Here is a 20,467-nt window from a genome sequence, read left to right as displayed (position 1 = left end):
AACGGCGCTCCTTGGCGCCGTTTTGTTTGCTACTGAGATGACCCCGGCGGTGTCGCCGACGTGCGGAACAACCGCCACGCCATGCCGCCCAGCACAACCACCGCGGCGACCAGCGCGCCCCACAGCACCCATTGACGCGTCCTGCCGCCGGGCGGCTCAGCCGTCATCGCATCGGAAGGCGAGTCACTCATCGCACCAAGCTGTGCGGGTGCGATTGCGGGCGAAGCACCCGCCAACAGATCCGCCCGTGCGATCGGGTTACCGCGTGCCACCTCCCCAACCGCAAGCACAAACGGCACGTTGCCGCGCGCCGCGTAGGTGACGGTGGCCGGACGCCAGCCGATCGCCAATTGCGGCGCGCCCGAACCCAAGCCGCCGCTGCGCGTGTCGACCTGCAGGCGCCAATAACGCTCGCCGGTGGCAGGCACGCTGATCGGCGCGTTTTCCTGTTCGCCTTGCCCACCAGCACTTGCCAGGCGGAACAGCCGCGTTGACACAACCGGCCGCCATTGCGCCTGCGCATCCGCTCGCGCGTACAGCGTTGCCTGCGCGACGGTGTTGGGCTGCGGCAGATGAATCTTCACGCGCTCCACCGGAAACGCACCGCCTGTATCAAACTGGTAGTCACCGGCAGCAGGTGTCAGCACCGGTGTCAGCCCCGTGCGCCACTGGATGGCGCTGTCGGCAGGCAACACGGGCGCACCGGCCGCCAGTTCCGCACGCACGCTGTCGGGCGCGGGCGGCTTGCCCTGCCAGGTCAGGCGCAGGTATTTCGCACGCAGGCCGGTGAATTCGATGCGATCCTGCAGCAGCGTGCTGCCCTGGTTGGACAAGCGGAACAACGTGGCCTGGCCCACCGGGTTCCAGTGCTGCATGTCGTCGCTGGCCTGCACGGTCACGCCGCTCTGGAATTCGGCGGCTGGCAAACCAACCACCAGCGCCGTCACGGTATCGTGCAACTGACTCAGGTCGACCAGCCACGCGCGCGCCGATTCCTGTGAGGCAAGCGTGCCAGTGGCCCGCAGGACACCGTCCGTGCCGAGCACGACGCCGGCAGCGCCCGGCTTCTGCGCTTCGTCGATGGGCGTGGCAAACCAGCGCACATCCTGCAGCGTGCGTGCCTGTGGTGCCGGATCGCGCGGGATCTCAATGGTGAACGGCACAGGCTCGCCGTCGCCGTTGAGGATGCGTAGGTCCGCCAGGCCGGTGTCGCGCGCATGGGCGTACACGTCTTCGTCGAGCGTGACAGCGTAGTACGGCGCACCGGGCGTACCCGTCAACGCAAAACGCTCAGCCCAGGCCGGCGCAGACAGCAGCGACGCTACGGCAATCGCAAGAACAACCTTCTTCACACAACCTCCTTGGTCTCGGCCTCACCCAGCGCCTTGCCCTTGGGCGGCAGCGGCGACAGATAGCCGATCAACAGCAGCAGCACGCCAATGCCGATGAACGAAACGATGCGCTCCACCCCCGTCACGCGCGACAGGTCGAAGAGGAACAGCTTGATCACCGTCACGCCCAGCAGCGCCGCACCCGTGAACCACAGCGCACGGCTCACGCGTCGCGTAGCAAACACCATCACGCCCAAAGCCAGCACCGTCCAGAACATCGACAGAGACGCCTGGACCAGCATCGAGTCCCCCAGGTCGTCCAGTGTGTATGGGATATGCGCCCAGTGGTGCAGCGTACGCAGCAGCACCGCATTGGCCCAGATGAACAGCGTGGCACCGACCGCGTAGCCGATCACCATCGGCTCAGGCACGAGCTTCTGCAGTGCCACGCGGCGCATCCACAGCGTGATGGCCAGGAAAACCAGCAACTGCGCCACGTCCAACGGGTTGAGGATGGGCAGGTAGAACAGCGGCGCGGCATCGCCGTTGCTGGCGGCGCTGACCAGGCTCCACAGCCACAGCAGCGCAGCCAGCGGCGCAGCCCCCCACAGCAGATAAGCGCGCTCGAAGCGGGCAATCGGCCAGCGGATGCGCCAGCCTGCGCCCGCCAGCAGCGCGAGCAACGCGCCATAGCCGTAGGCCCAGGCAGCAAAGCTCCATGTGCCTTCCGGCACGTAGGCATCCAGGCGCCAGTAGCCCTCGGTGGCCAACATGCCGCAAAGCAGCCAGAACAGCACCGTATGCAGTGGCGCGAGGATGGCGTCGCCCCGCTTTTGCTCCATCGTGCGCTGCTGACGGCGCAGCAGCACAAAGGCCAGCACGATCGATGCGATCCACACCACCCCACCCGGCCAGCGGCGACGGCGCCCAGTGTTCGATCGCCATCAACGCGATCAGCGCAAGCACGGGCGACAAGGCCAGTGCAGGCCACTCCGCCAGCGCCCAGTCGAGCTTGCGGCGCAGGCCGTGCGCACCCCATGCGGTCAGCACCGCAAAGGCGGCGTAAAGCGGGATGTCCGGTCTGTCAACAGCCTTGGTGGCGAGGCGCCATGCATAGCGGTCGATCTCATCGCCACCACTGCCAAGCCACCACAGCAAGCCCCACACCGAGGCGGCCATGCCGAGCGCAGGTGCCACCTTCAGCCAGTCGCGCGCTTCGGCCTTGCCGTGCAGGCGCCAACCGCTGAAGATGCCCGCCACCGCAATCAGCACCCCGCCGATGTAGTGGCTGTTGAGCACCGGCCACTGCAGCGCTGTCGACCATTCAAACAGCGCGCCCAACGCAAAGGCGATACCCGCCGCCAGTTGCAGCAGCAGGCCGGCTGCCAGCGCCAGACGACGCTGCTGGCGCACGCTGGCCCAGACGACTGCGGCGCCTTCCACCGCCCAGACTGCACTGGTCGTACGTCCGTCGAAGGCCAACGGAATCGCCAGGGTGATGAAGATCACGCCCAGCGCAAACATCGATTCAAACAGCAGCCCCAGGCGCGCCCGCTTGGGCGCGAGCCATGCGGCAATGCCCAGATAGAACGCCGCCAGCGCCGCGGCACTCCACGCCATCGCAAACGGAATGTGGTGCACCAGCGCAGCCTGCAGGCCCATCGCCACCAGCGGCGTGCCGAACACCAGCGTGCCGTCTACGTAATGCTTGAGGCTGACATGGCGGCGCAGCGCGTACAGCAGCGCAATGCCCACATACATCAGGAAGAACAGGATCAGGAACGGCTCGGTGCTCTTGAGCAACGCAGGCTCGTAGCGCAGCGCACCCCAAGCCGTGGCAATGCCAAAGGTGAACACGAAGCCCAGCAGATTCAGCGCGCGCCATGCACGGAACCACGCGATGGCGAAGATGCCTGCGTTAAGCAGCGCGTAGTAGCTGAACAGCGCCACATGGCTACCCTGCCCGGTCGAAATCAGGATCGGTGCCAGGAAACCACCCGCGCTGCCGGTAAAGGCCAACGCCGGCGCGTTCTGCTTGACGGCCAGCCCGGCTGCCAATGCGCAGATCAGCACAAGCAACGGAAACGCCATCCCCGGCGTCAGCAACGGCACCATGCGTGTCGCCGCAAAGACAGTCAGGTACAGCACCCCGACCCCACCGCCCTGCAGCACCAGCGCATAACCGGGGCGCTTGTCGCGCAGGCGCCAGCCAATGCCCAGCAGCACGATCGCCCCAACCGCCACCCCCGCGAGGCGGAACTCAACCGGCAGCAGGCTGTTGTCGGCCGCATACTTGAGCAGGAAGGCCACGCCAAAGAACAGGATCAGGATGCCGACCCGCACCACGCTGTTGCCGCCCAGCAGCCAATCACGTGCGGCGCCGACAGCGCGTTCCACCCAATCGGGTTCGTGGGGGATCAGCGTGGGTTGGGCAACCGGCGGAGCAACAGGCACCGGTTGCGACACAGCGGGCGCCTCCACGGGCGGCAACGATTCGGCAACGATGGGCACCGGCACCGCTTCAGGCACAGGAGCCACCACGGGTTCGACGGCCGCCGGCGCTTGCGGCGCGGGCGTTGCAAACGACTGCCCTTTCAGCTCGGCGATCTGGCGGCGCAGCAGCGCCACCTCATGCTCCAGCCGCGTTACACGCTCATTGATCGGCACAGCCACCGGCACCTGCGCCGGCGCATTGCCCTGGGCGACGTCAGGCGCCTTGGCCCATTGCGAGCTGGCCCGCTTGTCCATGACCAGGATCAGCGAAGCCAATCCGACACCGATCAGCGCGCCAAAGAACGCGCCAACCACACCCCCTGAGAAAGCCCCGAACACCAGGCCCACGATTCCGAAAATCCAACGCATCGTTCTGATTGTCCTGTTGGTATTGGAAAATGCGCGCGCATTTCCTGCGCCCCAGGCAACCCGACACCTGCCCAAGATGCGCACACCGCTTGCGTATACAGCAATCCGGCCCCGAAGGGAATGTACCAAAGTACGAAAGCGCCAAACGGCACGTCAACCGCGTCACGATGCCGTGCGACAATGCGCGCTTTGCTGAAAAACCCGCTGCCCGAATGGCCCTCAAATCCACGATCTACAAGGTCGATCTACAGATCGCCGACATGGATCGCCACTACTACGGCAACCACGCGCTGACCGTCGCCCGCCACCCGAGCGAGAACGACGAGCGCATGATGGTGCGCGTGCTCGCTTTTGCCCGCCACGCCAGTGAAACGCTCGCCTTCACGCGCGGCCTGTCCGAGCCCGACGAGCCCGAACTCTGGCAACGTGACCTGACCGACGCCATCGAACTCTGGATCGACCTCGGCAATCCCGACGAAACCCGCGTGCGCAAGGCCAGCAACCGTGCCGAGCAGGTCGCTGTGTATACGTATAGCGGCAATGCCAGCCGCGTGTGGTGGCAGCAGATCGAAAACAAGGTCGCGCGCTTTGCCAACCTGTCGGTCTACGAAGTGGCGCCCGACACCGTAGCCGCGCTGGCCGCCATGGTAGAACGCACCATGCGTCTGCAGGTCACCATCCAGGATGGCGACATCTGGATCGCCAACGACGCGGACAACGTCCACGTCCAGCTTGAAACGCTCAAGGCCGCACAGGCTGCCTGAGCCCTCTCTCATCCACGCCCACACCACGAGGTTCAACATGACCACCACGACCACCGCTAGCGGCCTGCAATATGAGGACGTCGTCGTCGGCGACGGCGCAGAGGCCGCCGCCGGCAAGTACGTCACCGTGCACTACACCGGCTGGCTGTACGACAACGGCCAGGCTGGCAAGAAGTTCGATTCCAGCAAAGACCGCAACGATCCGTTCGCCTTCCCGCTGGGCGCCGGCCACGTCATCAAGGGCTGGGATGAAGGCGTACAAGGCATGAAGGTGGGCGGCACGCGCAAGCTCATCATCCCGGCCGAGCTGGGTTACGGTGCGCGCGGCGCGGGCGGCGTGATCCCCCCGAACGCAACATTGCTTTTCGAAGTCGATCTGCTGGAAGTCTGATCCTGCGCTAGAATCGCGCCCGGCCTGCGATAGATCATCCGACACATCGCAGGCCCCCTCCCCCGGCGGGGTGGCAGAGTGGTCAATGCTGCGGCTTGCAAAGCCGTATAAGACGGTTCAATTCCGTTCCCCCGCCTCCAGTTTTCCGGCCTCACCGTGCGTACCGTTGCGGCCGCGCCATAGCCAAACGCTTCCCGACCCGAGCAACGCGATATTTCAGCGGGATCGCCCATCCGCCTGCGTGACCACGCGTAACGATTGCTCTATGCTTGCGACATGGCCGTCACCCGAGAGGATCTCGAACAGAACCGGTTGCGCGACGCCCTGGGTGATTCACCCGTCGCGTCGTCGTTGCTAACCGAGGCTGCGCTGGAAGCGTCGCTTGCATCGACGCTCGCGCGGTTGTCGAGTGCGCCCTGCGAATGCCAGGACGCCTGGGTGTTCGGGTACGGCTCCCTGATCTGGAACCCGATGATCTTCCACACCGAGGCGGCGCCCGCCACGGTACACGGATACCACCGCGGCTTCTATCTGTATTCCCGCATCAATCGCGGCACCTGGGACAACCCGGGGCTGGTGCTCGGCCTGGACCGTGGCGGCAGTTGCCGGGGCATGGCCTTCCGCGTGCCGCGCGCCCATGCCGAACGTGAATTCCGCGTGTTGTGGCGCCGCGAGATGCTGACCGGCGCCTACCAGCCGCGCTGGCTGCCCACCGAGATCAACGGCGAACGCGTCTTCGCGCTGGCCTTTGTCATGAACCGTGCGCATGACGCCTACGCCGGCCGCCTGCCCGACGAGCGCGTGGTCGGCTGCCTGCGCGATGCGGTCGGCCTCTACGGGCCGGCACGTGAATATCTGCAACGCACGCTGATCGGCCTGGCCAGCAACGGACTGCACGATCCGTATCTGGACCGTCTGTGGACACGCCTGCAGGCAATGGATGCCGCCAACGCACCTGCCACGGCCGAGCCTACAGAGCAGCCCGACCCTTATCTCAGCGCCTGAGCCCTCCAGCCATGCTCCTCGCCCGCCATCCCGCGCTCAACCAGCTGATCGGTGTCATGCTGGGTCTCGCGCTGGCAGTGGGTGACATGGCCAACGCCTGGCAAGAGCAGCATCTGCCGACGCTGCGCGTGGCTGCCAGTACAAGCACCAAAGCCACGCCCGGTGCCGCGCCTGCCACGCGTCCAGCCCATCGCAGCGACCCTGCCACGCGTGACCGCGACCTGATTGCCGCCGCCCAAACCGGCAATACAATGGTCATCCAGGCGCTGCTAGCCGACGGTGCCAGCCTCAAGGCGCGCGATGCCGAGGGCCGCACCGCGCTCATTGCCGCCGTGGCAGCGCATATGGGCGCGGCGGCCCGCCTGCTCATCCAGGCCGGCGCCGACGTCAACGTGCAGGACAACGCCCAGAACAGCGCCTTCCTGCTCGCCGCAAGCCAGGGCGATGCGGAAACCGTGCGTCTGGCGCTCTCGCACGGGGCCAACCTGCGCGCCACCAATGCCGAGGGCGACACCGCGCTGATCCCGGCTGCGCGCCGGGGTTACGTGGAAGTGGTGAACGAACTTGCAAAGGCCGGCGTACCGCCCGACGCAACCAACAACCTCGGCCTGACGGCGCTGATCGAAGCCGTGGCCATGGGCGATGGCAGCGACAAGTACGAAAAGATCGTGCAGCTCCTGCTCGACGCGGGCGCCGATCCAAACATGCCCGACCGGGCTGGCGTTACGCCAATGCGGCATGCGCGCCAGCGCGGCTTTCACGGTATCGGCGCGCTGCTCTTCAAGGCACGCGGGCATTGAAAAAGGGGCCACCCGGGCCCCTTCCTCTTTAGGCTGCTGCCGGTTTTTCAGCCGCCGCGTTCCTGGCGTTCTCCTGCTCCTGCAGCGTGCGCCACATCACCTTGCCCGTGCCGGACTTGGGCAACGCATCGACAAACTCCACCACACGCGGATACTTGTACGCGGCCATGTTATCGCGCGCCCAGTTGATGATGTCGTCTTCCGTGGTTTTGCCCTTGGCGTGCGCCTTGAGCACGACCACGGCCTTGACCGACTCGCCGCGATACGCGTCCCGCGTGCCGATGATGCAGGCCTCCTGCACGTCCGGATGCTTATACAGCAGGCTCTCCACCTCGGCTGGCCAGACCTTGAAACCCGAGGCGTTGATCATGCGTTTCAAGCGGTCGGTCAGGAAGAAATAGCCATCTTCATCCATCTTGCCGAGGTCGCCCGTGCGGAAGAACTTTTTGCCCTCGAACTCGATGAAGACCTCGGCGGTGGCTTGCGGCTTGCTCCAGTAGCCCAGGAACACCTGCGGGCCGCTGACGATGATCTCGCCCACCTCACCAATGGGCAGCTCCTGCAGTGTCTGCGGGTCGACGATGCGTGCGTCGGTGTTGAACACGGGAATGCCCAGGCACTGTTGCTTGGCCCGGTCGGCCGGGTTGCTGTGTGTGGGCGCGATGGTTTCGGACAGGCCGTAGCCTTCCTGGTACGCCAGGTTGAAATCTTTCAGCAGGCGCTCGGCCACGGCCTGGGGCATCGCCGCGCCGCCACCGCCGATGTAAGCCAGGCTCGACAGGTCGAACTCCGCCAGTTGGGGGCTCGCCAGGAAGTCGATCACCATGGTCGGGATGTTCGTCCAATGCGTGATCTTGTAACGCGAGATCAGCCGCCCGGCCACTTCGCGATCCCAGCGCGGCAGCATCACCACCGTGGAGCCCATGTAGATCGGCGCGTTCATGCCGTACTGCATGCCGGTCACGTGGAACAGCGGGATGATCGACAGGCTCACGCCTTCTTTGGTTGAACTCGACCACATCGAGCCGCCCACAACGTTGTGCATGACGGTGCGGTGCGGGTGCATGCAGCCCTTCGGGAACCCGGTGGTGCCCGACGTGTACGGCATCACAGCCAAGTCGTCTGGCCCGGCGGTGTGCGGGCCAGGGACCAGGCGCTGGGCCAGCACATCGCTCCAGGCAACGGCGCCCGGCTGTGCCGGATGCTCCGCCGTGATCCACGCAGGCGGCGCATCTTCGGGGTATTCGTACGTGGCCGGCAACGCGTCGGCGTACGACGTCACCAGCAGATGCTTCGTACGTTGCGCTTCTGGCAGTTCGGCGTTGGACGTCGTCACGTTGACGGCCAGATCCGCACTGCAGATGACCGTGGCGGCGCCCGCATCGGTGATGTAGTGCTTGAATTCTTCCGGCCGGTTCATCGGGTTGACTGGCACCACCACCGCGTCGGCGCGCAGGATGCCGTAGTAGGCGGCCATGAACTGCGGGCAGTTCTGCATGTACAGCAGCACGCGGTCGCCCTTCTGCACGCCGGCCACCTGCTGCAGCCAACCGGCCACGGCGAGCGCGTCGTCGTGCAGTTCACGGAAGGTGGTGTGGCGACCGTAGAAGATGATCGCGTCTTTGTCCGGATAGCGTCGCGCGGACACTTCCAGGTTGTACCAGAGACTCGTTTGCGGCGAGCCAATGTTGTGCGGCATGCGCCGGGGCCAGAACTGGAAGTGCGGTCGTGTCATATCGTGTCTCCGTGAATCTGTCTGTTGTTTTTACCCGATGGTATCCGAACGATCGTTCTATTTTCAACCGTTGTCAGGACAGCCATTTTTAAGAACGCGAAAACAACCTGGAAGCAGCCCCAAACACCCCCAAGTAGAATGCTCGACACACCGCCGGCAAACACAGCCGGCTGCACTTTTCCCAGGAGAACCCCGCCGATGAGCGACGTCACCTCGCAGAGTTTCGCGCAGGAAGTGATCGAAACATCTCGCCAAATCCCGGTACTGGTCGATTTCTGGGCGCCGTGGTGCGGGCCCTGCCGCACGCTGGGCCCGATGCTGGAAAAGCTCGAGGCTGAATACGCCGGCAAGTGGAAGCTCGCCAAGGTCAATTCAGATGAAAACCCCGAGTTGTCAGCGCACTTCAACGTGCGCAGCATTCCGTACGTGGTCGCCTTTGTGGACGGCAAGCCGGTCGACCAGTTTGTCGGCGTGCTGTCTGAAGGGCAGTTGCGTGGGTTTCTTGACCGCGTGATCCCGCAGCCAGCCGACGTGGCCTACCGCGAAGGGCTGGCCGAGCGCCAGGCCGGCGAGGTCGCCCATGCGCGCGAGGCCTTTCAGAATGCGCTGGCGTTCGACCCCGGCTTCGATGCGGCACGCTTCGAGCTGGTCAACCTGCTGCTGGACAGCGGGGACGTACGCGCAGCGCAGGGTGAGTTCGCGCTGCTCTCGCCCAAGGCACCGCAGGACGAGCGCTACGGCCCGCTGCAAACGCGCCTGAAAGCCACAGAACACGCCGATGCGCTGCCCGATGCCAACGCCCTGCGCATGCGCGTCGAGAGCGAACCCAACAACCTGCAAGCCCGCCTGGACCTTGCCGAGCGGTACATCGCGCAGCAAAACTACGAAGCCGCACTCGAACAGCTGATCGCCATCGTCGAGCGCGACCGCACCTTCCGCGACGACATCGCACGCAAGACCATGGTGTCGGTGTTCGACATGATGCGCGACGCACCACAGGCGGTGTCGCACTGGCGCCGCCAGCTGGCCTCCAAACTGAACTGACCATGCGACTCATCTACGTAGCCGATCCGATGTGCTCGTGGTGCTACGGCTTCGGCCCGCAGCTTGCCGATCTGCGCAAGCGGCTGGGCGAGCTGCTTGGCGCGCCGGTGCCTGTCACGCTCATCACCGGTGGCCTGCGCCCCGGCCAGCGCGAGCCCATGGCGGCGGACAAGCGCGATGAGATCCTCCACCACTGGCACGCCGTGGCCGAGCGCAGCGGCATGCCGTTCGACCAGTCGCCCGAGGTGGCCATGCGCCGCGATGGTTTCGTCTACGACACCGAGCCCGCCTGCCGCGCCGTGGTCATGGCGCGCGAACAGTGGGGCGAGGATGACGAGCGCGTGCTCACGCTCTTTCATGCCGTGCAGCATGCCTTCTATGCCGAGGGCCGCGACACGACGCAGGCCGACGTGCTGCGCGACGTCGCCATTGCCAATGGCATCGACGCCGCGCACTTCGACGCCGTGTTCGACACCGACGCCCTGCGCGACGAAACACGCGAGGACTTCCGCCTCTCACGCCGCTGGGGCATCAACGGCTTCCCCAGCCTGCTGGCCGAGCAGAACGGCACGCTGTACCAGATCGGACGCGGCTATGCGCCATCGGTGGCGCTGTATGCGCGAGCGGTGGAAGTGATGCAGCAGCATCCCGCGGCAGACGCTGAATAAGCGATTTGCCCGGCGTCAAACCAGACTACAAAGGCCGTCGCGTAAGCTGACGGCCTTGTCCATCCCGCACATCCACCCGCCATGCCCGTGATCGAATGGTCTGAAGCGCTCCAGCTCGGCGACGCCGCCACCGACGCGAACCACGCCGAGTTCTGCGCACTGCTCAACACCGTGGCCGACGCGTCGGACGCCGACTTCATTGCCGCACTCGACGCCTTCATCGCGCATACCGAAATCCACTTCGGCGAAGAAAACGCGTGGATGGACGCGGCGGAGTTTCCCCCACGCCATTGCCATCGCGGTGAGCACGACAACGTGCTGGCGCTGTGCCGTGAAGTGCGCAAGCGTGCCGCTGCGGGCGAAATGGAACTGGGGCGCCGTCTGGTGGCGGAACTGCCCGAGTGGTTTGCCCAGCACGTGGACGTGATGGACCGCATGATGACGACGTATCTCGCACAAATGGGCAGCCAGATGCGCAACATCGAGCACGTCGGCTGAACACGGGTTGTCGATCGGGTTCTGCCTGCCTAGAGTCAGAGTGGACCTGCTCGCGCGCCGTTGCTGCGCGGGAGCTTCCCCACCCCGACGAAGGAGTGCCCATGAAGATCGTCAACGATGCCTCGTTTCAGTCAGACGTGATCGACGCCTCGCAAAGCAAGCCCGTGGTCGTGTGCTTTGCCGCAGAGTGGAGCCACCCCAGCCAGTGTGCGGTAGCCAGCCTGGAGAAGATGGAGTCGAGCTACGCGGGGCGCGCCACGTTCGTCACCATGGACTTTGACGAGAACGAGGGCACCGCGGCCAAGTACGGCGTATCGGTCATGCCGGCGTTCGTGCTGTTCGCCAACAGCCAGCCGAGTAGCGAATGGTCGGGGCGCTACGCAGACCAGATCCAGGAAAAGCTGGACCAGCTCCTGCCCCACTAGCTCCCTATCAGACGGCCGCGATCGCTCGCAAGGCGGTCGACGCCGCCACCATCCCGAACACTGCCGTCACGCACACCGACGAGCCGAAGCCTGCGCAAGCCAACCCTTGCGGGCCTTGCGAAGGCTGCGGTGCGGGCGGCGCATTGACGACTTCGATCTCCCCAGCCGCCGCCAGATCGTCAATGCCGGCGTGGCTCGACTCAGCAGGCAACTCGACTGCGCAGGCCTGCTGCTCCGGCTCCGGATAGCGCAGCGGCTCATCCGAGAACACGGCATCGATACCGAAGCGCGACTTGGGGTTCTTTGAGAAGCCATGCTGACGGCGCAGGTTGCCGCGCACCTTGGCGAGCAGCGGGTCTTGAATCGTGCGGGTGAGATCGGTCACGCGAATGCGCGTCGGGTCCAGTTGCCCGCCTGCCGCACCGCAGGTCACCACGCGTTTGCCGGTGCGCTTGCAGAACGCGAGGATGGCGGTCTTCACCTTCACGGCATCGATGGCGTCGATCACGTAGTCGAACGGGTGGCCAAGCAATGCCTCGACGTTTTCCACGGTGACGAAATCGTCGATGCGGCTGATCTCTGCACGTGGGTTGATCTGCAGGATGCGCTCCGCCATGGCATCGACCTTGGCCATACCGTAGGCATCGCCCAGCGCGTGAATCTGGCGGTTGGTGTTGGAGACGGCAATGTGGTCGAGATCGATCAGCGTGAGCTTGCCGACACCGCAACGCGCCAGAGCTTCGGCCACCCATGAACCCACCCCGCCGATGCCGATCACGCACACGTGTGCGGCCGCAAAACGCTCCAGCGCGTTGGGGCCATACAAGCGTGCGACACCGCCAAAGCGGCGTGCATATTCGTCATCGAGAATGGGCGGGTGCGCGGGTGCGCTGATTGCTACTTGGCTCATGACACAATTGAATCGGGACTGCGCCGAACTATATAACAACGCGGCGAGTCGGATTTTTACGTGTCAAACGAATAAGAAAACCCATGCGAACCTCAGGCAAGCTCGCCCTCGGACTGGTCATCTCGCCCGTTGTCATCGTGGCGGCGGCGGTCATCTTTGTGCTGACGTTCGACTGGAACCGCGCCAAGCCGTACCTGAACGACCATGTCTCGCAAGCCATCGGCCGCGCGTTCGCCATCAACGGCGACCTGATGCTGACCTGGAAGAAGCCCGAAGGCGAAACCGGCTGGCGTGCCTATGTGCCCTGGCCGCGCCTGATTGCCAACGACATCACCGTCGGCAATCCGGACTGGACCAAACAGCCGCATGTGGCGACGATCCATCAGCTCACCTTCGTGCTGGAAGCGCTGCCGCTGCTGGCGCACCGCATCGTCATCCCGAGCGTGACGCTCGATACGCCGGCCATTGCACTGGAACGCGACAAGCAGAACCGCAACAACTGGACATTCGACCTCGCTGGCAATGGCGAAGGCAGCGAAAACAAGCCGTCCGACTGGAAGCTGGAGCTGCGCGAAATCGCCTTCAGCAAGGGCTCGCTGGCGCTGGATGACGACATCAAGCGAATCCACCTGGCGGCCACCATCGACACGGTCGACAACCAAGCGCTGTACACCGCAGCCAACGGCATCGGCATCAAAGGCGGCGAGCAACCAGCGACGGTGCCGACGACCCCGGGCACAGCGGCCTCGGGTGCGGCTGCCAATGCGCCTGTCACACCCGATCCTGAGCAGCCCTACGGCATCGCCTGGACGGTCAAGGGTACGTACAACAACGCCGCCATCAACGGCAGCGGCAAAGCCGGCGGCGTGTTGCGCCTGCAAGATGCCAAGCGCCCTTACCCGCTGCAGGCCGACGTGACAGTCGGCAAGACACGCATCGATCTGGCAGGCACGCTCACCAACCCGGCCAGCCTGGCGGCGCTGGACCTGCGCCTGCACTTATCGGGCGCCAGCATGGCGCAGTTGTATCCGCTGACGGGCGTGGTGCTGCCTGACACACCACCGTTTGACACGCGCGGCCGCCTGATCGGCGAACTACGCAAGCAGGGTTCGAGCTGGCGCTACGAAAAATTCACCGGCCGCGTAGGTGGCTCGGACCTGAGCGGCACGCTCACCTTCGCCATGCGTGAGCCGCGCCCGCAATTGACGGGCGAGCTGGTCTCGCACCAACTGCTGTTTGCCGACCTGGCCCCGATCATCGGCGCCGACTCCAATGCCAGCAAGGCCAAACGTGCCGATCCTAGCGCAGAACCGGGCGACAACAAGACCGTCCGCCAGCCAGCCGACAAGGTGCTACCGGTCGAGCCCTTCCGCACCGACCGCTGGAACGCCATCGACGCCGATGTGAAGTTCACCGGCGAGCGCATCGTTCACAGCGCCGACCTGCCGATCGACCACCTCGTCACGCACATCAAGCTGCAGGACGCGGTACTCACGCTCGACCCACTCAACTTCGGCATTGCGGGCGGCACGCTCACCTCCAACATCCAGCTCGACGGCCACGCCACGCCGATGCAGGCACGCGCGGCGCTGGCGGCGCGGCATTTCAAGATCAAGCAGCTGTTCCCGAAGATCGACTCCATGCGCGCCAGCGTGGGCGAGATCAACGGCGACGCGCGCCTCTCCGCCACTGGCAACTCGGTCGCCGCCCTGCTCGGCTCGTCCAACGGCGAAATGAAAGTGCTCGTGGCGCGAGGCACCATCAGCAAGTTCATCCTGGAAGCCATGGGGCTGAACGTCGGCAACGTGATCCTCACCAAGCTCTTCGGCGACAAGCAAGTCACCATCAACTGCGCAGCCGGCGACTTTGCGGTGAGCAACGGTTTGGCACAGGCGCGAACCTTTGTGGTGGACACGCAGGATGCGGTGATCGACGTGACCGGCGCGACAAGCTTCAAGCAGGAGGCGCTGGACTTCACCATCCATCCGGATTCGAAGGGGTTGCGCGTGTTCTCGCTGCGCACGCCGCTGTACGTGAAGGGCACGTACAAGCATCCAGATGTGTCGATCAACCCGGCCGTGGTGGCGCTGCGCGCGGGTGGTGCGATAGCGCTGGCGTTTGCGGCACCCATCGCGGCAGTGCTACCGGTGCTGGAACTCAAGCCCGCGCCGGACAGCCCGTGCGGCAAACTGCTGGCCGACGTGCGCCAGCGCCCCACGGCCCCGCCGCCGGGCAAGACCTATCGCAGCAAGAACCCTGGGCGCACACCCGACGGCGAGCTGAAATCCGCACAGCCCACCTCGCGCACAAGCACACCGCCCGCGCGCGATCCGATGACGAGCGGCGGCTGATCAGCGCCGCTTCGCAATCTCCTCTGCCGTCATCTGCGGCGTGGCCGGATCGCCAAACTGCCGTGTCACGTAGTTCGTGAGCGCTGCGAGTTGCGCAGCCGACAACTCGCGCCCGAACGCGGGCATGCCGATGTGCCGATCCCCGGCCTTGCGCTCAATGCCATGCAGGATCACCTGCACCAAGTTGCCCGTGTCCCGCGCTCCCACTATGGAGTTGTGCAGCAACGGCGGGTAGTAGCCGTCGGGGGTGCCACGTCCATCGGCCTGATGGCAGGTGGCGCAGTTGCCGAGATACAGGCGCGCAGCGTCGATGGTGGTTTCGATCGGCTTGCCGCGCAACGCGGTCACGTCGACGGCGGGCTTGCCCCAGTCCTGCCGTGCGCGCTCCAGGTTATTGCTGACGGCGGGAACGGTGCGCAGGTACTCCGCCATTGCCAGGATGTCGCGTTCAGTCATGCGCGAGAAGCTGTGCTGCACCGCCTCGCCCATCGGCCCCGCTGCCTGCGCCACACCTGGCACACTACCGGTGCGCAGGTACTGCACGACCTGTTCAGGTTTCCATGCGCCAATGCCGCTGATTGGGTCAGACGTGATGTTGAACGCTGTCCAGCCCGCGAGCGTCGAGCCTGACAGATAGCCCTTGCCACGCTCATCCATTGCCTTCTCCTGCATGGCGAAGCCGCGCGGCGTGTGGCACGTGCCGCAATGCGCGAGGCCCTGCATCAGGTAGGCACCGCGATTCCACGTTGGCGTCTTGTCACCCCTTGGGATGTACGGCTCGCTCTTGAGGAAGACCAGGTTCCACAGCTTGAGTGGCCACCGCATGTTCAGCGGCCAGCGGATCGTGCTGGGCGGCGGATCGTTCTGTATCGCCGTCACGCCATAGCGGAAATACGCATAGAGATCGTGCATGTCCGCATCGTTGATCTTCGCGTACGAGGGATACGGCATGGCCGGGTACAGGTTGTCGCCGTCGTCATCCACACCCTTGCGCACGGCGCGCTCGAAATCTTCATAGCTCCATTTGCCGATGCCGGTTTTTGCATCGGGCGTGATGTTGCTGGTGTAGATCGTGCCCAGCATTGGAATCGGCATCGGCAAGCCGCCTGCAAAAGGCTTGCCGCCTGGCGCCGTGTGGCAGGCCGCGCAGTCCGCGGCAATGGCGAGGTATTCGCCCCGCTTGATTTGTGCGGCATCGGCTGCTGTATCGGCAGCGTGCACCGTGGCGGTCATGCCCGCCAGCATCAGGAAAGAGGCGACGGCTCTCATCTCACGCCTCCTTCTTCAGTTGATCAGCAATGCGCAACGCCAGCGCTGCGATGGTCAGCGTCACGTTGACGGTACCCACGGTCGGCATGGTGGAACTGCTGCTGATGAACAGGTTCGGGTGGTCGAACGTGCGGCAATCCTTGTCGACCACGGAGTCCTTCGGGTCCGCCCCCATGATGGTCGCGCCGGTGATGTGGTTGTTGGGCGCGAAGTCATCGCTGAACTGCACGTCGGTGCCGCCCAGCACCTTGGCGGCCGTGGCATACACTTCGCGCGTGTGCACGGCGCTGCGTTTGACGTAGTCGTCGATGCGGTAGGTGATCTCGGGGCGCGGAATGCCGATAGCATCCACCTCGGTCGTACTCGGCACGATGCGGTTCTCAGGCAGCGGCAGGATCTCGTGAAAGCTGTCGAACTCCACGAAGCGTGCAGCCTGGTCACGGATGCGCGCATCCAGTTCGGCAGGCTTGATGAGCTTGCCTTCCTTGAAGATGCGCTGTGTCTCCTGCTCAATGCGCGAGATGTTCGACAGGTGCAGCTTCTTGCCCGCCTGCGTGGCACGGAACGGTCCGTCGCGAAAGCCGATCAGCGAGGTCATCTCCTGCGGGCCGCGCCCCGGCCACAGCTTGCGGTCGGCGTAGAAGCTCACGCCGGTGCCAGGGTGGTCCATCAGGTTGCGGCCGACCATGTCGGAACTGTTGCCCACGCCCTTGGGATAGTCCTGGCTGGTGGACATCAGCATCAGCTTGGGCGTTTCAATGCCATTGGCAGCCAGCACGAACCACTTGCCTTCCACGCGGTGCTCGACGCCCTTTGAATCCTTGTAGCGCGCCGCCACGATGCGCTTGTTGGCACCCACCTCAAGCCTGAAGACCACGGCGTTCTCGATCAACCGCGCACCGGCCTGCTCAGCTTTCTCCACATGGAAGATGCCGTTGTACATCGCGCCGATCGGGCAGATCGGCATGCAGTTGTTGTTGCCGCAGCAGGTGGGGCGTCCGTCGTAGGGGCGACTGTTGCGCGCCACCGGTTCGGTCACCACGTGGAAATCCGGGTCATACCCGTTGAGCGCTTCCTTGATCGTGCGTTCGTTGAAGGACAGCGGCAGCGGCGTCATCGGATACGGCTGGCTGCGCGGCGAGCCAAGCTCCTCATCGTTCGGCCCCCACACGCCAAGCGCTTCTTCTGCGCGGCCGTAGTAGCGCTCCAGATCGCTGTACTGCAAGGGCCAGTCACGCGCGATGCCGTACACGCTGTGCAGCTTGAAATCGTTCGGCAGAAAGCGCCAGGTGGATGCCGCCCAGTGCCACGTCGTGCCACCCACGGCGCGGATGTACTGCGAGTTGAATTTGTGCTCGCCCTTGAGGATCAGGTAGTTGTTGGGCGGGCCGTACTCCGGATGCGGCGCCCACGGCGTGGACGGATACGGCGCCATGAAATCCATCTTGTCGGCCTGATTGCGGAAGCGCTCGACGATCTCCCAGCGCGGCAGACGCGGGCCGGCTTCGAGCATCAGCACTGACTTGCCCGCGCGGGCCAACTCATACGCCACCAGTGCACCGGCCACGCCGGAGCCCACTACCACGATGTCCGCCTGTTGCGCGGCTTGTTGGGTATCGGCCATCAGGCTTGCCTCTCGACAGGGGGCTCGGCCCAGAAGCCGGGCTGGTTGGGGCAATACGTGCGGATGACCAGCGTGTCGGACACCACGCTGTACATCAGCGCCTGCTCGTACGTGACAACGTTGCCGTCGACCACACCCAGATACCACGCCTCTAGAATGCGCAGCGCGGTCTTCTGCTGATCTTCGGACAGCGCGCCGGCCGCCAGCGATTGCGCCAGCGGCCGCAACTGCGCGACAAAGTCGCTGCCCGGCTTGCCCAGTGCCGCCAGCAACCGCGTACCGACTGCACGGTCCAGCGTCGGCCTGGCCGTCAACGCCTGTGACAACGCCATGAACGCATCGAGCGGTTCGCCCGGGGCCTGCGCCACCGCGCGCAGCACCTGCGAGCCGACCAGCCCGGCAGCCGCAACGGCCAGCGTGCCCTGTAGCCACTGGCGGCGCGTCAACCCGAGCGGCGCATCAGCAGGTATGGGGGATTCAGGAGAAGGAGAATGGGGGGGCATTTCGACATCCTCTTGCAACTTTTGCCGGGGGATCAGGCGAGCGTGCCGCCGCGCGGCCCGAATTGCCAATATAGGCGGCGTTCCGCAGATCGCCAGAATCCCGGTGCAAGCGCGAACCGTGCCAGGCATCCTTGCGTATGCGCAAACGGCGCTCGGCCGTGTTTGTCTATACTCGGCCCGTTCGCATGCCGCTTCTCCCTGCACCATGACTTCCATCGCCGATATCCGCACCGAATACGCCCGCGCCTCGCTCGACATTGCCGATGTCGACGCCAACCCCCTGCGCCAGTTCCACCGCTGGTTTGACGAAGCGCTCAAGGCCGAGGTGGCCGAGGTCAACGCCATGTCGCTTGCCACGGTCGACGTGCACGGCCAGCCGTCGGCCCGCATCGTCCTGCTCAAGAACCTGGACGAGCGCGGCTTCACCTTCTTCACCAACTACGCCAGCCACAAGGGTGAGGAACTGGCCGCCAACCCGCGCGCGGCACTGCTGTTCCACTGGATCGGGCTGGAGCGCCAGGTGCGTATCCAGGGCATCGTCGAAAAGGTGTCAGAAGCCGAGAGCGACGCCTACTACCACTCGCGCCCGCTGGGCTCGCGCCTGGGTGCCTGGGCTTCGGAGCAGAGCAGCGAAGTGCCCGACCGCGCCACGCTGGAGGCACGCGAGGCCGAATACAGCCAGCGCTTCGGCGATGCCCCGCCGCGCCCGCCGCACTGGGGCGGCTATCGCCTGCTACCTGCTTGCGTGGAGTTCTGGCAGGGCCGCCCGTCGCGCCTGCATGACCGGCTGGAATACCGCAAGCAAGCCGACGGCACCTGGAAGATCGCCCGCCTCGCCCCCTGACCGGGTGTGGCCTGAATGTAGCCCCGGGCGCAATGATTTATTGCGCGCTGCGTCATCCCGGCACGGCGCTTGCTGCTACGCGGAAGGAGCCGCGCGCCGCCCGCAAGACCCGCACAGCAGCATGGAAAAGTTTGTCGTAAGCTAATGTGATGCGTTGTGATCCGTTCGGGCGGCAATCCGATGGCCGCCCCGAATCTCTGCACATCTGGGAGGCGTCGACATGTTTTTCCAACAGGCGATTGACCGCAAGCTCGAGCAGTGGATCAAGGAGATCCGCGAGTCTGCCAACCTCCCGGTGCGCCTGCGCTTATGGAACGGTGATCAATACGAGCTTGGCCGCTTCGACCAGCCGCGTGTGACACTGACCGTGCGCGAGGCCAGTGCCCTGCCGCTGCTGCTCTCTCCCACGCTCAACAACCTCGGCGAGGCGTACGTTCAGGAGAAGATCGACCTGGACGGCAAACTGGCCGACATCATCAGCGTGAGCTACGGGTTGGCTTCTGCGGCAGCCGCCAAGAGCGGCAATGCGCTGGCCCGCGTGGTTCGCCACTTCGCCCACACGAAGGAAGGCGATAAGGAATCGATCCAGTATCACTACGACGTCTCCAACGATTTCTACAAGCTGTGGCTGGACCAGAACATGGTCTACTCGTGCGCCTACTTCGAAAACGGCAACGAAACACTCGACGAGGCGCAGCTCAAGAAGATCGACCACATCCTCACCAAGATCCGCTTGCAGCCCGGGCAGACACTGCTCGATATCGGCTGCGGCTGGGGGGCACTGGTACTGCGCGCGGCGCAGAAATATGGCGCGCGCTGTCTGGGCGTGACGCTGTCGCAGAACCAGTACGACCTCGCCACCGAACGCGTGCGCGCCGCTGGTTTGCAAGACCAGATCGAAATCCGTATCCAGGATTACCGCGATCTCACCGGCCAATTCGACCGCATCACCAGCGTCGGCATGTTCGAACACGTGGGGCGCAAGAACCTGCCAGGGTATTTCCGCCGCATGCACGACCTGCTGGCCGATGGCGGTGTCGCCATGAACCACGGCATCACCTCCACCGACCCAGACGGCGGCGAAGCCTCGATGGGCGGTGGCGATTTCATTGACCGCTATGTCTTCCCGCAGGGCGAGCTGCCGCATATCTCGCTGGCGCTGAGTGCCGCGCAGGATGGCGGCCTGGAGGCGCTTGACGTCGAAAGCCTGCGCCGCCACTATGCGCGCACGCTCGAGCACTGGGCTGAGCGTTTCGAGACCAACGGCGACACCATCCGCGCAATGGTCGGCGAGAAGAAGTACCGCATCTGGCGCGTCTATCTGGCTGGCTGCGCGCACGCCTTTGACGCCGACGAGATCTCGATCTTCCAGACCGTCCTGCAGAAGGCCGGCCAGTCGGCGACATCGATCCCGTGGTCGCGCCGCTTTATCTACGCGTGACC

Annotated in this window: 17 protein-coding genes, 1 tRNA gene and 1 pseudogene; 12 read left to right on the top strand and 7 right to left on the bottom strand. The window is 65.0% G+C overall.

Features of this window, described 5'->3' with window-relative positions; all coding sequences use genetic code 11:
* Nucleotides 1–29: 29 nt before the first annotated feature.
* Both R2N11_RS06300 and R2N11_RS06295 read right to left on the bottom strand, forming a co-directional pair.
* Nucleotides 30–1,352, bottom strand: a complete 1,323-nt coding sequence (locus R2N11_RS06300) for a DUF3999 domain-containing protein (RefSeq protein ID WP_316680516.1) — start codon at nucleotides 1,350–1,352, stop codon at nucleotides 30–32.
* Nucleotides 1,349–4,193: pseudogene (locus R2N11_RS06295) on the bottom strand (DUF2339 domain-containing protein). The gene R2N11_RS06300 and the pseudogene R2N11_RS06295 overlap by 4 nt, the downstream one beginning before the upstream one ends.
* Before the next feature lie 212 nt (nucleotides 4,194–4,405).
* On the opposite strand from R2N11_RS06295, the gene R2N11_RS06290 reads away from it, so the two are divergent.
* From R2N11_RS06290 to R2N11_RS06270, 5 genes are all read left to right on the top strand, one after another.
* A complete protein-coding gene (locus R2N11_RS06290) occupies nucleotides 4,406–4,957 on the top strand; it encodes a YaeQ family protein (protein WP_199031016.1) in 552 nt (183 codons plus the stop codon).
* A 37-nt stretch (nucleotides 4,958–4,994) separates the two neighbouring features.
* Nucleotides 4,995–5,348, top strand: coding sequence for an FKBP-type peptidyl-prolyl cis-trans isomerase (locus R2N11_RS06285; protein ID WP_199031017.1), 354 nt, complete (start codon nucleotides 4,995–4,997; stop codon nucleotides 5,346–5,348).
* A 64-nt stretch (nucleotides 5,349–5,412) separates the two neighbouring features.
* Nucleotides 5,413–5,488 (top strand) — tRNA-Cys (locus R2N11_RS06280).
* 136 nt (nucleotides 5,489–5,624) lie between these two features.
* The gene (locus R2N11_RS06275; RefSeq protein WP_316680515.1) at nucleotides 5,625–6,353 is read left to right on the top strand and encodes a gamma-glutamylcyclotransferase; all 729 of its coding nucleotides are present in this window, start codon (nucleotides 5,625–5,627) and stop codon (nucleotides 6,351–6,353) included.
* An 11-nt stretch (nucleotides 6,354–6,364) separates the two neighbouring features.
* Complete coding sequence (locus R2N11_RS06270; RefSeq protein WP_199031019.1) at nucleotides 6,365–7,153, top strand: ankyrin repeat domain-containing protein; 789 nt, start codon at nucleotides 6,365–6,367, stop codon at nucleotides 7,151–7,153.
* Nucleotides 7,154–7,181: 28 nt separating this feature from the next.
* Here R2N11_RS06270 and R2N11_RS06265 read toward each other — a convergent pair whose 3' ends face one another.
* Nucleotides 7,182–8,888, bottom strand: coding sequence for a long-chain fatty acid--CoA ligase (locus tag R2N11_RS06265; protein WP_316680514.1), 1,707 nt, complete (start codon nucleotides 8,886–8,888; stop codon nucleotides 7,182–7,184).
* 198 nt (nucleotides 8,889–9,086) lie between these two features.
* Between R2N11_RS06265 and trxA the strand changes: the two genes are divergently transcribed.
* From trxA to R2N11_RS06245, 4 genes are all read left to right on the top strand, one after another.
* Nucleotides 9,087–9,932 (top strand): thioredoxin, encoded by an 846-nt coding sequence (trxA, locus tag R2N11_RS06260; RefSeq protein ID WP_316680513.1) that lies wholly within the window; start codon nucleotides 9,087–9,089, stop codon nucleotides 9,930–9,932.
* Nucleotides 9,933–9,934: 2 nt separating this feature from the next.
* Nucleotides 9,935–10,600: a DsbA family protein gene (locus R2N11_RS06255; protein WP_199031022.1), complete on the top strand. Its 666-nt coding sequence runs from the start codon at nucleotides 9,935–9,937 to the stop codon at nucleotides 10,598–10,600.
* 81 nt (nucleotides 10,601–10,681) lie between these two features.
* Nucleotides 10,682–11,098, top strand: a complete 417-nt coding sequence (locus R2N11_RS06250; protein WP_199031023.1) for a bacteriohemerythrin — start codon at nucleotides 10,682–10,684, stop codon at nucleotides 11,096–11,098.
* 101 nt (nucleotides 11,099–11,199) lie between these two features.
* Entirely contained in the window at nucleotides 11,200–11,523 is a 324-nt protein-coding gene (locus R2N11_RS06245; RefSeq protein WP_021195195.1) for a thioredoxin family protein, read from the top strand.
* A 7-nt stretch (nucleotides 11,524–11,530) separates the two neighbouring features.
* Here R2N11_RS06245 and tcdA read toward each other — a convergent pair whose 3' ends face one another.
* Nucleotides 11,531–12,433: a tRNA cyclic N6-threonylcarbamoyladenosine(37) synthase TcdA gene (gene tcdA, locus R2N11_RS06240; RefSeq protein ID WP_199031024.1), complete on the bottom strand. Its 903-nt coding sequence runs from the start codon at nucleotides 12,431–12,433 to the stop codon at nucleotides 11,531–11,533.
* 83 nt (nucleotides 12,434–12,516) lie between these two features.
* On the opposite strand from tcdA, the gene R2N11_RS06235 reads away from it, so the two are divergent.
* Nucleotides 12,517–14,784 (top strand): AsmA family protein, encoded by a 2,268-nt coding sequence (locus R2N11_RS06235; protein ID WP_316680512.1) that lies wholly within the window; start codon nucleotides 12,517–12,519, stop codon nucleotides 14,782–14,784.
* On the opposite strand, the gene R2N11_RS06230 is transcribed toward R2N11_RS06235, so the two are convergent.
* From R2N11_RS06230 to R2N11_RS06220, 3 genes are read right to left on the bottom strand one after another with little or no spacing between them, the layout of a single operon-like run.
* A complete protein-coding gene (locus R2N11_RS06230) occupies nucleotides 14,785–16,053 on the bottom strand; it encodes a c-type cytochrome (protein ID WP_316680511.1) in 1,269 nt (422 codons plus the stop codon).
* Nucleotide 16,054: 1 nt separating this feature from the next.
* Nucleotides 16,055–17,677, bottom strand: a complete 1,623-nt coding sequence (locus tag R2N11_RS06225; RefSeq protein WP_316680510.1) for a GMC family oxidoreductase — start codon at nucleotides 17,675–17,677, stop codon at nucleotides 16,055–16,057.
* On the bottom strand, nucleotides 17,677–18,180 hold the full coding sequence (locus R2N11_RS06220) for a sugar dehydrogenase complex small subunit (RefSeq protein ID WP_316680509.1): 504 nt from the start codon (nucleotides 18,178–18,180) through the stop codon (nucleotides 17,677–17,679). The genes R2N11_RS06225 and R2N11_RS06220 overlap by 1 nt, the downstream gene beginning before the upstream one ends.
* A gap of 205 nt (nucleotides 18,181–18,385) precedes the next feature.
* On the opposite strand from R2N11_RS06220, the gene pdxH reads away from it, so the two are divergent.
* Together pdxH and R2N11_RS06210 are read left to right on the top strand one after the other, a co-directional pair.
* On the top strand, nucleotides 18,386–19,024 hold the full coding sequence (gene pdxH / locus R2N11_RS06215) for a pyridoxamine 5'-phosphate oxidase (RefSeq protein ID WP_199031029.1): 639 nt from the start codon (nucleotides 18,386–18,388) through the stop codon (nucleotides 19,022–19,024).
* Between the two features lie 220 nt (nucleotides 19,025–19,244).
* Nucleotides 19,245–20,465 carry an SAM-dependent methyltransferase gene (locus R2N11_RS06210; protein WP_199031030.1) on the top strand — a complete coding sequence of 407 codons (1,221 nt, stop codon included), beginning with the start codon at nucleotides 19,245–19,247 and terminating at the stop codon, nucleotides 20,463–20,465.
* The last annotated feature ends 2 nt before the right edge of the window (nucleotides 20,466–20,467 follow it).

It is taken from the genome of Ralstonia flaminis (assembly GCF_958415495.1).
Lineage (GTDB): Bacteria > Pseudomonadota > Gammaproteobacteria > Burkholderiales > Burkholderiaceae > Ralstonia > Ralstonia flaminis.
Note: the sequence above shows the minus strand (reverse complement) of the source record. Positions and strands in the feature narration are given on the sequence as shown.

What these genes read in the sequence shown, in the direction of transcription:
- R2N11_RS06290 (WP_199031016.1), top strand. Translation starts at nt 4,406, where the DNA reads ATGGCCCTCAAATCCACGATCTACAAGGTCGATCTACAGATCGCCGAC.
- R2N11_RS06285 (WP_199031017.1), top strand. Translation starts at nt 4,995, where the DNA reads ATGACCACCACGACCACCGCTAGCGGCCTGCAATATGAGGACGTCGTC.
- R2N11_RS06275 (WP_316680515.1), top strand. Translation starts at nt 5,625, where the DNA reads ATGGCCGTCACCCGAGAGGATCTCGAACAGAACCGGTTGCGCGACGCC.
- R2N11_RS06270 (WP_199031019.1), top strand. Translation starts at nt 6,365, where the DNA reads ATGCTCCTCGCCCGCCATCCCGCGCTCAACCAGCTGATCGGTGTCATG.
- R2N11_RS06265 (WP_316680514.1), bottom strand. Translation starts at nt 8,888, where the DNA reads ATGACACGACCGCACTTCCAGTTCTGGCCCCGGCGCATGCCGCACAAC.
- trxA (WP_316680513.1), top strand. Translation starts at nt 9,087, where the DNA reads ATGAGCGACGTCACCTCGCAGAGTTTCGCGCAGGAAGTGATCGAAACA.
- R2N11_RS06255 (WP_199031022.1), top strand. Translation starts at nt 9,935, where the DNA reads ATGCGACTCATCTACGTAGCCGATCCGATGTGCTCGTGGTGCTACGGC.
- R2N11_RS06250 (WP_199031023.1), top strand. Translation starts at nt 10,682, where the DNA reads ATGCCCGTGATCGAATGGTCTGAAGCGCTCCAGCTCGGCGACGCCGCC.
- R2N11_RS06245 (WP_021195195.1), top strand. Translation starts at nt 11,200, where the DNA reads ATGAAGATCGTCAACGATGCCTCGTTTCAGTCAGACGTGATCGACGCC.
- tcdA (WP_199031024.1), bottom strand. Translation starts at nt 12,433, where the DNA reads ATGAGCCAAGTAGCAATCAGCGCACCCGCGCACCCGCCCATTCTCGAT.
- R2N11_RS06235 (WP_316680512.1), top strand. Translation starts at nt 12,517, where the DNA reads ATGCGAACCTCAGGCAAGCTCGCCCTCGGACTGGTCATCTCGCCCGTT.
- R2N11_RS06230 (WP_316680511.1), bottom strand. Translation starts at nt 16,053, where the DNA reads ATGAGAGCCGTCGCCTCTTTCCTGATGCTGGCGGGCATGACCGCCACG.
- R2N11_RS06225 (WP_316680510.1), bottom strand. Translation starts at nt 17,677, where the DNA reads ATGGCCGATACCCAACAAGCCGCGCAACAGGCGGACATCGTGGTAGTG.
- R2N11_RS06220 (WP_316680509.1), bottom strand. Translation starts at nt 18,180, where the DNA reads ATGCCCCCCCATTCTCCTTCTCCTGAATCCCCCATACCTGCTGATGCG.
- pdxH (WP_199031029.1), top strand. Translation starts at nt 18,386, where the DNA reads ATGACTTCCATCGCCGATATCCGCACCGAATACGCCCGCGCCTCGCTC.
- R2N11_RS06210 (WP_199031030.1), top strand. Translation starts at nt 19,245, where the DNA reads ATGTTTTTCCAACAGGCGATTGACCGCAAGCTCGAGCAGTGGATCAAG.